This is a genomic window from Neobacillus niacini (assembly GCF_048572935.1).
In the GTDB taxonomy this organism is placed as follows: domain Bacteria; phylum Bacillota; class Bacilli; order Bacillales; family Cytobacillaceae; genus Neobacillus; species Neobacillus niacini.
In genome coordinates this window covers 515,370-528,124 of the sequence record NZ_CP183883.1, presented here as the reverse complement: position 1 = coordinate 528,124, position 12,755 = coordinate 515,370, and the positions used below count along the sequence as shown (strand labels likewise).

13 protein-coding genes are annotated in these 12,755 nt (G+C 39.2%); 12 read left to right on the top strand and 1 reads right to left on the bottom strand.

The genetic code is table 11. From position 1 onward, the window contains the following. The first annotated feature begins 11 nt into the window (after nucleotides 1-11). On the top strand, nucleotides 12-506 hold the full coding sequence (locus tag ACN6MT_RS02370) for a carbonic anhydrase (RefSeq protein ID WP_419954670.1): 495 nt from the start codon (nucleotides 12-14) through the stop codon (nucleotides 504-506). Between the two features lie 177 nt (nucleotides 507-683). Here ACN6MT_RS02370 and ACN6MT_RS02365 read toward each other — a convergent pair whose 3' ends face one another. Next, nucleotides 684-1,562 carry a YsnF/AvaK domain-containing protein gene (locus ACN6MT_RS02365; RefSeq protein ID WP_419954669.1) on the bottom strand — a complete coding sequence of 293 codons (879 nt, stop codon included), beginning with the start codon at nucleotides 1,560-1,562 and terminating at the stop codon, nucleotides 684-686. A gap of 378 nt (nucleotides 1,563-1,940) precedes the next feature. Between ACN6MT_RS02365 and ACN6MT_RS02360 the strand changes: the two genes are divergently transcribed. The 11 genes from ACN6MT_RS02360 to ACN6MT_RS02310 all read left to right on the top strand — a co-directional run bounded on the left by ACN6MT_RS02360 (nucleotide 1,941) and on the right by ACN6MT_RS02310 (nucleotide 12,194). Then, nucleotides 1,941-2,180: a sulfurtransferase TusA family protein gene (locus tag ACN6MT_RS02360; protein ID WP_419954668.1), complete on the top strand. Its 240-nt coding sequence runs from the start codon at nucleotides 1,941-1,943 to the stop codon at nucleotides 2,178-2,180. Nucleotides 2,181-2,222: 42 nt separating this feature from the next. Next, a complete protein-coding gene (locus ACN6MT_RS02355; RefSeq protein ID WP_419954667.1) occupies nucleotides 2,223-2,585 on the top strand; it encodes a DsrE family protein in 363 nt (120 codons plus the stop codon). 40 nt (nucleotides 2,586-2,625) lie between these two features. After that, nucleotides 2,626-3,339, top strand: coding sequence for a sulfurtransferase TusA family protein (locus ACN6MT_RS02350; protein WP_419954666.1), 714 nt, complete (start codon nucleotides 2,626-2,628; stop codon nucleotides 3,337-3,339). A gap of 13 nt (nucleotides 3,340-3,352) precedes the next feature. Continuing rightward, nucleotides 3,353-4,528, top strand: a complete 1,176-nt coding sequence (locus ACN6MT_RS02345; RefSeq protein WP_419954665.1) for a vitamin-B12 independent methionine synthase — start codon at nucleotides 3,353-3,355, stop codon at nucleotides 4,526-4,528. Between the two features lie 13 nt (nucleotides 4,529-4,541). After that, nucleotides 4,542-5,000, top strand: coding sequence for an OsmC family protein (locus ACN6MT_RS02340; protein WP_419954664.1), 459 nt, complete (start codon nucleotides 4,542-4,544; stop codon nucleotides 4,998-5,000). A gap of 164 nt (nucleotides 5,001-5,164) precedes the next feature. Beyond that, nucleotides 5,165-5,581 (top strand): hypothetical protein, encoded by a 417-nt coding sequence (locus tag ACN6MT_RS02335; RefSeq protein WP_419954663.1) that lies wholly within the window; start codon nucleotides 5,165-5,167, stop codon nucleotides 5,579-5,581. Nucleotides 5,582-5,830: 249 nt separating this feature from the next. Then, the gene (locus tag ACN6MT_RS02330; RefSeq protein ID WP_419954662.1) at nucleotides 5,831-6,859 is read left to right on the top strand and encodes a DUF3231 family protein; all 1,029 of its coding nucleotides are present in this window, start codon (nucleotides 5,831-5,833) and stop codon (nucleotides 6,857-6,859) included. Nucleotides 6,860-7,034: 175 nt separating this feature from the next. Continuing rightward, the gene (locus ACN6MT_RS02325; RefSeq protein WP_419954661.1) at nucleotides 7,035-8,030 is read left to right on the top strand and encodes a LacI family DNA-binding transcriptional regulator; all 996 of its coding nucleotides are present in this window, start codon (nucleotides 7,035-7,037) and stop codon (nucleotides 8,028-8,030) included. Nucleotides 8,031-8,213: 183 nt separating this feature from the next. Next, entirely contained in the window at nucleotides 8,214-9,665 is a 1,452-nt protein-coding gene (locus tag ACN6MT_RS02320) for a sucrose-specific PTS transporter subunit IIBC (RefSeq protein ID WP_419954660.1), read from the top strand. Between the two features lie 60 nt (nucleotides 9,666-9,725). Continuing rightward, on the top strand, nucleotides 9,726-11,201 hold the full coding sequence (locus tag ACN6MT_RS02315; protein WP_419954659.1) for a glycoside hydrolase family 32 protein: 1,476 nt from the start codon (nucleotides 9,726-9,728) through the stop codon (nucleotides 11,199-11,201). A gap of 27 nt (nucleotides 11,202-11,228) precedes the next feature. Continuing rightward, complete coding sequence (locus ACN6MT_RS02310; RefSeq protein ID WP_419954658.1) at nucleotides 11,229-12,194, top strand: carbohydrate kinase family protein; 966 nt, start codon at nucleotides 11,229-11,231, stop codon at nucleotides 12,192-12,194. The last annotated feature ends 561 nt before the right edge of the window (nucleotides 12,195-12,755 follow it).

The window sequence follows — 12,755 nt, the reverse complement described above, 5'->3', positions numbered from 1 at the left end:
GGGTGAATTTGATGTCTAGAGAAGAAAAGAAAAAAGTACTATTTGTGATTGGAATGGAGCAGAAATTAGAACAATACATTAAAGAAGAAACCAATTTCAATCTGGAAAACATGATTATCTTACAAACATATCAGCCAGTCGTTTCACACGCCTTCGACGATTTAATGAGGGACATCATTATTGCTGTGTATAAGGAAAATGTTGAGGAAATCGTTGTGGTCTCCACAAATGATTATCAAAAGAATACTGGGGATGTACTGAATAAAATATATAAGAGCAAAGAATTACAGGACAAGATTCAAACATTGGATTATCTTTTTAAAAATTGCATGCCGGAATTTCCTGAGGGTACGGTAAGTGTATGGCTACAGGGAGGCAAAACTTTAACGGATAGCATACAAAAAACTGTCAACATCATACGCAATCATCCGCTGCTGCCGTCACATGTTAAGGTCAAAGATTTACATATTAATCAGGGGAATGAAAAACTATCAGAAGTTTTCTAAGAAACTATCGCTTATGTATATAATGAAATAAAAGTCTTAATTCCTCCAATTATAGGAATTAAGACTTTTTGTTTGGGAATAAGGAATAAGGGTCAGTCCCCCAGTCTGCTAAAATACTAATGCAGCGGGGGACTGACCTACTAGTCTCTAATAGATAAACCCTTTAGACACCGTCCATTAGAATCTATCAGTATCCACACGATTGCTGTTAGTTGTCGTTTCATTGACCGAAGCATCGCCCTCTTTGGTCACTTTTGCTTCCTCACGCTTAATATTTTCTGTTACCTGTTGTGTTTCCGTAACTTGTTTCTTACCAATTACCAGTTCTTCAGCAACGACGGGTTTTTTCGTCACTTCTACTTTCTCCTCGACAATTGGAACGTGGATGGCTTCAGCATCGCCCATTGGTGTGATTGTGTCTGCATCCGTTTTGTCGACAGACCGTCTCTCTACATAAACTTCTTCATGCGTTACTGGGATATTTACTGTTTTTTGTTCTTCAACTACATCCTTTTTTACCTCTACCTCACCTGTCTGAACACGCTGTTTATTCACATCTAACTGTTCTTCGCGCAACTCTAGTGATTGCTGCTTATCCGTCTCGAAAGTATTCTCAAGACCTGTTCGATCACGAGTAAAGTCTTTTGTAGAGATACCGTCGGAAGCACTAACGTTCTCTAGTCCTTTTTCGGCTAGGAGCAGAATCATACCGGAGTTGATATCCTCTTCGTATTTTAATGCATCTGCTTCACTAATACCCTGAGCGACTAAATAACTATAATAGGTAGATCTGCTGTCATTTTCTGGGTACGTACGATCCTCAAACGGGGTAAACAGGCTTGCTAAGAAACCTTGGCGCTCTTCCGTTTGAGGCTGAATAGTTGCGCTTACCTCTTGGGAAGCCACTTTGGTTTCATCTTCAATGTAGGAAGAGACAGCTGCTGTATTAGCAATAATAGAAAAGTCTTTTACGGAGTATCCTTCGTTTTGGAATACCTCAATGGCCTGAATTACTTCATCACTGGAATTATAAACTCCTAAAACCGTTTTACTCATAGTTATAGCCTCCATTTCCATTTTTGTTTGCTGATAAAGCATACAAAATATACATACCCTGTATAACACCATTGGAAACAACTTTTCATTTTATCTTCCTTAGCAGGGTGAATATTGCCGATAAGTAAAATTTATTTTGAGAACCAGTAATTGTTAAACATTGTTCACAATTAAGGATTACTTCCCCTGAATAGGGAGCAGTCCTTTTTTGCTGTTGTAACAGCCTTTTGTAGCTTGTATCTAAAAAATAGATTGAATATGATTTGATTTATCGATAATAAAGGTTTATTTTGGAAAAATAACTTACCTATAATAATGGAGAAGGTTATAAAAGCAAGTAGTTTATAGGATTAATATAGTTGGAAGGGAACGAAAAAGATGGGACAGCAATATATACCAATATTGACATATGATGCGGGTCCAACCGGCTGTGGCGAATTAATTATGAAGTTGTTTTTAACAATGAAAAAGATGAATAGTGGAGAAATTATTGAGGTTATCTCATATGATCTTGGGGCACGAGAGGATATACCTGCTTGGTGTCGATTGCAAAAACATCATCTATTACAGCGGGATGATAATGGCAAAATTAGTCATTACTTTATTAAAAAAGGCTGATTTAGTCTTTTAAATATCAATGAACTATTAGGAGGAAATAGGATGTCAGGAAAATTCTTAGTTAGTTTAACAAATGCAAAAAATGATCCGGATAAAGCGACCGTAGGTTTTGTGGTTGCAAATGCTGCCGTTGCATCAGGTCAAGAAACGGTTGTCTTTTTAAACGTTGAAGGCGCTTACCTTGGGTCAAAAGGATATGCTGAAGATATTCATGAAGAAGGATTTGCTCCATTAAAACAACTTATGGATCAATTTATTGAAGCCGGTGGAAGTGTTTGGGTATGCAGCCCATGTTTCAAGAAACGTAACTTTAACGAAGAAGACCTAATTGAAGGCGCTACGATTGTTGGTGGAGCAAAAGTGGTTGAATTCTTAACTCAAGGCGCTGCTTCTATAACCTATTAATCTTTACAGCAACTGTATTTGCTGAAGGAAAGGTGACTTTATGGAGAATCCAAAGGCAATTTGTGATGGTGGAGACTTAGATTGTGGTTCGGGTCTATTGTTAATCATAAAAAAAGCAATGGATCCCCTATTAGATGGAGAACTACTAGAGGTTCGCAGTCGTGAGCGGACAGTTGCTGATGATTTGCCAGCTTGGTGCAGGATGGTTAATCATGAGTTTCTAGGTTCGGAACCAGGGGATCATACAACAAGATACTTTATCAGAAAAGGTGCCCGACAAGAAGAATTAGAGGCAGACTTTGAAGCTGCAAGAGGTTATAAATGGAATGTTCGTGTACAAGGTGAAAGAACGTTATCTGCAAAAGTTCATTCCAGAAACCATACTTTTGTTGTCGGAAAACCCGCTGATTTTAGTTCTAAAGTTGCTGCCCCTAGCGCAATAGATTACTTACTTGGGGCACTTGCTTCAGATCTAACGGTAGGTTTCAAGGCACTTGCCTCAAGAAGAAATCTAGAAATCGACCAATTAGAAGTTTCCTTAAAGGCTGGATTGGATAATGTTTTATTTCATCTGGAAATGGAGGATGCAGGCAGTCCAAAAGTGAAGGAAGTTACAGGGACTTTTTATGTCTCGTCCCCTCAATCAGATGAAGATTTAGAAAAGCTTTGGAACAAAACGCTTGAACGTTCTCCAATCTATCAAACTCTTAAACCATCAATCAATATCAATATCCAATTTATGATTGTATATTGAGGAGGTCGTTTACATGGTGTTATTGAAATTTCCAACTACTGTCATCGGGAGTTGGCCGCGCTCCAAAGAAGTGCAGAGAGCTTTACGTGATAAACGGGCGGGTCGAATAAGTGAGGAAGAATTCCAGGTTGTTGCAAATCAGGCGGTTTTACAATGCCTAAAATGGCAGGAGGAAGCTGGCATTGATATTGTTTCTGATGGTGAACAACGCCGGGATAATTATATTTCTTTTGTCGCTGAACATTTGAATAATGTTCGCATGCTTAGTGTTTCTGAATTACTAGATTATGTTGAAGATAAATCAAGCTTTGAAGAGATTCTGGGAACATTAGATGTTCCGGCTTTTTCAATGTCTAATCCTGCCGCAACCGGCAAGATCAGCCGTAAAAAACCGATGGCATTAAATGACTTTCTCTTTTTAAAACAACATACGGACAAAGGTGTTAAAGTGACCTTACCCGGTCCTTATTTGCTAACAAGATCGATGTGGGTGGAGGGTTTATCTAGCGATGCTTACCCAACTAAAGAGGATTTATCGATCGATATTGTTCGTGTGCTGCGTGAAGAATTAGAGGACCTGATTGCAGCTGGGGTTGAATTTGTACAATTTGATGAGCCTGTTTTAACTGAGGTTGTGTTTACGAAAAAGAATGCGAATCGGACATTCATGTGCGGAGCACTTACAGCAAAAGCGGATGCAGAAGAGGAGTTAGTGTTTGCCTTAGATTTGATTAATCAAGTTACAGCTGGAATGCTTGGAAGAGGAACAACTATAGGCGTTCATATTTGCCGTGGAAACTGGAGCACACAAGATGAAATTCTGCTGCAGGGTCCTTACTTTCCATTAATTCCTTATCTTGAAAAAGCAAATGTTGATCAATTAGCACTTGAATACGCGACACCTAGAGCGGGAGAAATTGAAGCCATTCGCAGCATTGAGGGGAAAACCATCGGGTTTGGTGTCATTAATCCTAGAACCGTTGAAATTGAATCAGTTGAGGATATTGTCGCAAGAGTAGAAGAGATAAGAGCAATCGTCCCAGATGATAAAATCTTTTTAAATCCGGATTGTGGTTTTGGAACCTTTGCACAGCGTCCGATGAATAGTGATGAAATTGCCTGTGAGAAGTTAAAAGCTATGGTTGAAGCGGCAAAAAAATTAAGAGAAATGGTGAGCGTTAAATCCTAGGAGGAATGAGGATATGGGACAACAAATTAAGTTGAGGGTAAAAGGAATTGGAAGGGGAATGAGAACAGATTCAGTGGCAGGTAAGCATAAAATTGCCATAGATGAACCGGTTACAATGGGCGGGAAGGATTCTGCTATTGACCCGCTTTCAGCATTTTTAGCATCACTGGTCGGTTGTGAAAACGTAATGGCAAAAATCATTGCGAAGGAAATGGACTTTGACCTTCAAGGAATCTCATTTGATGTAGAAGGGGAACTTGATAGTAGCGGTTTAATGGGTAATTTAGAAGTAAAGCCATATTTTGAAAAAGTAGTCGTAAAAGCGGTTGTTGAAACATCGGAGTCACAAGAAAGAATCAATGAAATGCAAGCAGCAGTTGATTTACGCTGCCCGGTCTTTAGAACAATAAAAGACGCAGGAATTCCTATTGAAAACGAATGGGTAAAAGCACCAGTTACAGCTCAAATTTAATTATAGAATTTTAGGGTCAGACCCCCAATGAGTTAATGCTTTAATTCAACGGGGGACTGACCCCTTTTTATGATTTATGAGGAAAAATGTGTTATGTTTATAGATATTAGAGTTTCGGCAAGAAGTGATTATTTGATGAACTATAAGAGCGAGGGGCGGAAAAAATGTACACGGTTCTTACATATTTTGTTACCCTTTTTGTTATTATGATATCCGTATTTGTTACCCTTTTTTTCAAGAATGAACTAGAGCGAATCTTTGGAGAAAAAAAAGATGTGGTACCTTTTCACATATGTAATGTGGTTATTACCTCAATGGTTTCTCTTGTGGCATATGCTGTAATGACTATTTATATCAGTGGGAATGAATTGGATTTGAAATTACAATTAGTCATTCACGTGCTTATTATCTTACCGATTTATACTCTAGGGCATTTTGCGTTTAAAAAGTATAATTCAGTTTACCGAAAATACCTCACCACAGAGAACGCTAAAGTTGTTGTACTGAATGAAAAGTACTTAAAAAAGAAAAAATGGCCTTCAAAATTTGAAAATTATAATTCCAATTCAAAGGGAAAATAAAGCCCTTATGTTTGTTAATATTTTGTAAATATATACTGAAAATTAGTGCCAGTTACCCTCCACTTTTAGAGGGCGACTGGCACTTTTAAACGTTTTAGAACACGACCAAGACGATTAAAAATTTATTGCAGCTTGCCAGCAACATATTAGATAGTTTTATTCAATTGAGGGAATATTACTTCCTGATAGAATAACTGAAGAGATTTAGCCGGTCTATTTATCGAAATAATGATAGGAGGAAGGGAGTACATGAATGAAGATAAAAAAGTGCCCGAACATAATAATATCCCTCTAACGGCTTCAGAAATTGGTTTTCTTTGGGTACAATATTTAAACGACACATTAGCAACTTGTGTTATGAGATATTTTAAAAATACCTGCGAAGATAAAGAGATCCTTCCGCTTATCGAAAATTCCTTAAGCATAGCGCAAAATGACATTCATATCATTAAGAAGATTTTTTTAAACGAGAATCATCCTATGCCAGTTGGTTTTACAGAAGAAGATGTTAATCTGAATGCACCGAAATTGTTTTCTGACGGATTTATCCTCATGTATATACAAAAATTAGAGGTAATCGCAATGGCAAGTATAAGTATGGCGATTGGAGTTTCAGCACGTTCAGATGTAAGTGATTTTTTTAGAAATCTACTTATATCTGTTTCTGAATTACATGATAAGGCAAGAAAAGTTATGTTATCAAAGGGAGTATATATTAGACCACCTCAAATACCAATGCCAGATAAGGTTGATTTTGTAGAAAAACAAGGTTTTTTAAATGACTTTTTAGGTCATAAACGACCCCTGACTGCAATTGAAATCACCCATCTTTTTATGGGTATCCAATCAAACGCTTTAGGAAAAGCCATGATGATGGCCTTTGCACAAGTGTGTAAAAATGAGGATGTAAAACAATTCTTTTTGGAAGGGAAAGGAATTGCTAAAAAGCATATAACAAAATTTAGTTCATTATTGAGTAACGAAGATATCCCTGCACCTATGGGGTGGGATGCCCTTGTTATGGAAAGTACGGTTGCACCTTTTTCAGATAAGTTGATGATGTTTCATACTACTAGTTTGATTGCTCTCGGGATAGGAAATTACGGCGCTGCCGCTGGGACTAGCCAAAGAATGGATTTAAATACTACATATGTACGCCTTGCGGCTGAAATTGCCTCATATGCGGAAGATGGAGCAAAAATAATGATTAAACATGCGTGGCTAGAAGAACCTCCCAAATTAGTCGACCGTCAAGCACTGGTTAAACAACAAAAGTAAAAGAATTAACTATTATGATTATTGGCTTCCTCTTTTTTGAGGAAGTCTTTTGTTTTTAAAGAAAGGAGCTGATCTTTTCCTAACTATTAGCCATGTATCGTTGCTCCATTGTGGATGAAGTTATTTATGTTACTATAAGGATATATGAATTTGTTATGTTATGAGGTTGAGGACAATGAGTACAATTCTAGATATTGCAAAGCTTGCGGGAGTGGCGAAAAGCACGGTTTCCCGGTATTTAAATGGCGGTTCGGTTGGGGAAGCAACGAAGAAGAAAATTGAACAGGCCATCAAGGAAACCGGATATTCTCCGAATCCATTTGCGCAGAGTTTGAAAGCGAAAAAAACGAATATCATTGGCACGATTGTACCACGGCTGGATTCCTTCGCTTCTTCTCAAACGTTAATTGGCATCGATGAGCAATTAAAGAAAATGAATTATCAAATGCTTATTTCCAATACAAGTCAAAATCTGGAGCGAGAGATTGAAAGCATTTATAGCTTCGCCAATCAAAAGATGGCGGGGATTATTTTGCTGGCTACTGAAATCACCGATCAGCATATTCAGGCGTTTGAAAGTGTTAAAATTCCTGTACTGCTAATTGGACAAGAGCATGAGAACTTTCATAGTCTGATACATGATGATTATGATGCGGGTTATGCGATGGGGCAGTATGTACTAGAAAAAGGATATCGCAAAATTGCTTATCTAGGCGTAACGGAACGGGATATTTCAGTAGGTGTGAAACGAAAGCAGGGTTTTAAAAAAGCGATACAAGAAGTAGATGATTGTGATGTTCGCTTTTATGAGACATTATTTACTATTCCAGCGGCACAAGCTAGTGCAAAAGAAATCATCCATGAATTTCAGCCTGCCATCTTTGTTTGCGCAACTGATAATATTGCTCTTGGGGTATTGAAGGCATCGTATTCAGAGGGGATTACCATACCGTATGACGTAGCAGTTACAGGTTTTGGCGGCTACGATGTGACAGGAATTATTCATCCTGGAATAACGACAGCGAAGTTTTTTTACAAAGAAGCGGGAGAAACGGCTGCACGGCATATTGTTGAGTTAGTCAATGAACGCACGGTGGAAAAGATTACCGTTTCTAAATTTGAAATTATTGAGCGAGAAAGCGTTGACAATCTTTTGAAACGTCCTCTATAATGAAGACAACGAAACCGGTTCCATTAAAGAGAACCTTATCTCTTGGTACCAATTGATTTAGGTTTCTCTTTAAACCAATTATTTTTTTAATTATTTTCGGAACCGGTTCCACTTTGAAATAGTTTTATTTTTTACTCTAAAGTGGAACCGGTTCCTAATCCGAATGAAAAGAGAGGGATTAAGATGGATCATAAAAAAATTGCTCGGGAAGTACTGGATGCCATTGGCGGTAAGGAAAACGTATCAGCTGCTGCGCATTGCGCCACACGCTTACGTCTTGTTTTAGAGGATGAATCTGTTGTTAATCAAGCAGCGTTAGACAACATGGATGTCGTGAAAGGGACCTTTTCAACAGGAGGTCAGTTTCAAATTATCTTAGGTTCAGGAACTGTGAACGAGGTATATAAGCATTTGGCAGAGATGTCCGGCCAAACAGAAATGTCAACGAGTGATGTCAAAGACGCAGCGACGAAGAAATTGAATCCGATTCAGCGATTTGTCAAAATGCTGTCAGACATTTTTGTTCCGATTATCCCAGCAATCGTTGCTGGTGGTTTACTTATGGGGATTAACAATATCCTAACGGCTCCAGACTTATTTATTGAAGGTAAATCCTTGGTGGATGCCAATCCAGAAATGGCAGACTTAGCGGCACTCATTAATACATTTGCAAATGCAGCCTTTGTCTTTTTACCGATTTTAATTGGTTTTTCTGCAACGAAACGGTTTGGCGGAAACCCTTTCCTTGGGGCCACTCTTGGAATGCTGATGGTTCATCCGGACTTATTAAATGGATACGGATATGGAGCAGCAGTACTTAATAACGAAGTCCCTGTTTGGAATATCTTTGGTTTAGAAATTGAGAAGGTAGGTTATCAAGGAAGCGTACTTCCTGTACTTGCAGCGTCATTTATTCTAGCAAAGATTGAAACATCCCTGAGGAAGGTTGTTCCATCTGCTTTAGACAATCTATTAACACCGTTATTCTCTATCTTCATTACCGGAATTTTAACGTTCACTTTGGTAGGACCGCTAACACGCTCAGCTGGTAATCTATTAACAGATGGAATCGTTTGGTTATATGACACAACAGGTGTCGTAGGCGGAATCATCTTCGGTTTAGCTTATGCACCCATTGTTATTACAGGTATGCACCATAGCTTCATAGCGGTAGAAACACAATTACTTGCGGATGTCGTGAAAACGGGTGGATCGTTTATCTTCGTCATCGCGGCGATGTCAAATATTGCGCAGGGAGCAGCGACACTTGCGGTACTAAAGACTACAAAAAATGGCAAGATCAAAGGAACAGCTTCGGCTGCCGGAATCTCGGCATTATTAGGAATTACGGAACCAGCAATGTTCGGAGTTAACTTGAAATTACGCTATCCATTTATCGGTGCCATTATTGGTTCTGCTGTCGGATCAGGCTTTGTTACGCTGTTCAAGGTTAAAGCGACTGCATTAGGGGCGGCTGGTCTTCCAGGAATTATTTCGATTCGCCCAGATTCTATTATTTCTTATATTATCGGAATGGCCATAGCATTTATCACAGCATTTATCGTCACGATTGTTTTAGCGAAAAGAGACGAAAAAAAAGCAGTTAAACCATCATCTGATCAAGCTGCTGCATAATAAAAAAGAATGAAAAGGAGAATCCCGTGATTCTCCTTTCTGTATTAGGAGTGAATCACCATGGAATGGACAAAAGAGCAACGATACAGAAGCATGAACGATGTGACCGAAGAGGAAATTCAAGGGTTAGCTAAACTAGTTAATCAATGCCCATGGAGGCAATCTTATCATATACAGCCGGTGACGGGTCTATTAAACGATCCCAATGGTTTTAGTTATTTTAATGGGGAATATCATTTATTCTATCAATGGTTTCCGCTTGGACCGGTACATGGGTTGAAGCATTGGTATCATACGAAGTCTAAAAACCTTGTTCACTGGGAGAATGTCGGAATGGCCATTGAGCCGTCGAATGAATTTGACAGCCATGGGGCATATTCTGGAAGTGGTATTGAGCATGAAGGGAAATTATATCTACTATACACCGGAAATACGCGTGATGAAAATTGGAATCGACACCCGTATCAATGTCTGGCTGTAATGAATTCGGATGGAAGCATCGTCAAAATGGATGCTCCTGTGATTGCAGATGTCCCAAGCGGCTATACCGATCATTTTCGCGACCCAAAGGTTTGGAAACAGGGGGATATCTTTTATACGGTAATTGGCGCTCAAAGGGAAAATAAGACTGGAACTGTCGTTTTATACCGGTCCAGGGATTTAAAGGATTGGCAGTTTGCGGGTGAAGTGAAGACCAGATTAGGTGAAGATTTCGGTTATATGTGGGAATGCCCGGATTACTTTGAACTGGATGGACAAGGTATATTCCTATTCTCCCCGCAAGGGTTAAAAGCGGAGGGTGACAGCTGCCAAAATATTTATCAATCAGGGTATGTAGTTGGAAGTCCAATAGATCTAGAGAAAATCGAATTAAAGCATGGACCATTCTATGAGCTGGATCGCGGTTTTGATTTTTACGCGCCGCAAACAACGGTAGATCATCAAGGGCGCCGGATTTTAGTCGGCTGGATGGGATTGCCGGAAATTGACTATCCTACGGATAAACATGGTTGGGCACATTGTCTAACGCTTCCTCGTGAGTTAACAGTTAAAGATGGAAAACTATTTCAACAGCCAGTTGATGAGCTGAAGTTGCTGCGCGGGGAAACGGTTGAAACGAGTCAAAAGGTTGAGAATGAAACAATATGTTTGGACAACTTTGATGGAGACGTTTATGAGCTTCTTGCTGAATTCTCTGGTAGTACTGCTGAGGAGTTTGGTTTGGAACTCCGGGCGGGTGAAAAAGAGAAGACCATAATTAAATATGACCATGTTGCAAAAAAGGTTGTGTTTGACCGGACTGAGTCAGGCGAACCCTTTGCTGAGGAGTATGGTACCGTTAGGAAATGTATGTTGGACACTGAAGGGATTTCGTTCCGTATCTTTGTTGATGTGTCCTCTATTGAAGTGTTTGTAAATGATGGCGAGGAAGTATTTACCGGAAGAATCTTCCCTGGTAAAAATAGTAATGGAATTCGTGTGTTTGCCCGCGGCGGCCAAACGAATGTACAAATTGTTAAATGGGATATCAAGTAATCTAATAGTTGTACAAGAGGTGAAAAAATGGGAAAGCTTTATTCGATTGGTGAAGTGTTAATTGATTTTATTCCTCTTCAAAAAGGGGTAGCGTTAAAGGATGTAGTCTCCTTTGAGAGAGCTCCAGGAGGGGCACCGGCAAATGTCGCTGCTGCTGTTGCTAAATATGGGCAGAGAGCAGCAATGATTTCTAAATTAGGAAACGATGCGTTTGGGGACTTTTTAGTCGAAAAGCTTATCGAGGCTGGTGTTGAGACGGACAAAGTATATCGGACGGGTGAGGCGAATACAGGTTTGGCGTTTGTCTCTTTAAAAGAAAACGGGGAACGTGATTTTTCATTTTACCGTAATCCTTCCGCCGATTTACTGTTAAGCGGGGAGGAAATCGACCCAGCTTGGTTTAAGGCAGGGGATATTCTCCATTTCTGCTCGGTTGATTTAGTAGAAAGCCCGATGAAACAGGCACATAAGAAAACGATCGCTGCTGTTTCTGATGCAGGCGGCTTAGTCAGCTTTGACCCGAACGTTCGACTTCCGCTTTGGGAAAATCCAGAAGACTGTCGTATGGCGATTCTCGAATTTTTGCCAACTGCTGATATCATCAAAGTTTCCGATGAAGAGCTTGAGTTTATTACAGAAATAAAAGATGAGTCGGAGGCGATACAATCGTTGTTCGTTGGAAACGTTAAGGCGGTTGTCTACACAAAGGGAGCTGCCGGAGCGGATTTAATTTTAAAAAATCAAAGGTTTGAATCAGAAGGATATGCTGTTGAAGCAGTGGACACAACCGGTGCGGGTGACGCATTCATTGGCGGATTTTTATATCAATTACTGGAATTGCATGCGAATCCAGTAAACATTGAAAAAGTGCTGCGAGATCACCAGGGCGCTATCCTCCAATTTGCCAATGCCAGCGGCGCTCTTACTACAACAGGAAAAGGAGCTATCTCGGCATTGCCAACAAAGGGGGAAGTTGAGGAGCTTATAGGATAGGAGCATGACTGCATTTACCTAGGGTTATCAAAAATGTTTGCGAAAAGCCTACTATAAAAATTCAAAAAAATGCCTGACTAACACCTATTGTTATTCAGGCATTTTTTTATGAAAAATTCCGATTGGCTCCTAAAAGACCCATCCCAGTGATTCTGATTTGCTAGCTGGTAAATTTAGCTTTTTTCTTCTCCCAATATCACAGTTGTTCTTCGACAATTAATTTTATAAGAAAATAGATAAAAATTTGGTTTAAAAGGATTTACTGCACTTCTAATCAAACGTTTAGTTGGTTTAACAACGTGTCTGTAATTGTAAGTATTTGTATACTTCTAGTTTCTATTGACAGTTTCTCAGATATTCCATAACAACGAAAACTAATATACGACAATTTTTTCTCTCGAAAGTAGCCTGAATTCCGTTTGTTATAAGGGTTTAGGTGGTATTCAATTAAATGATTAATTAGTTGAATCTGTTTTAATTAAACGTTTGATTAAAAAAGCTATATATACCGCCAATCCTATGTTTAATCCTCTAGGGTAATAAAGAATATTGTCGAAATGG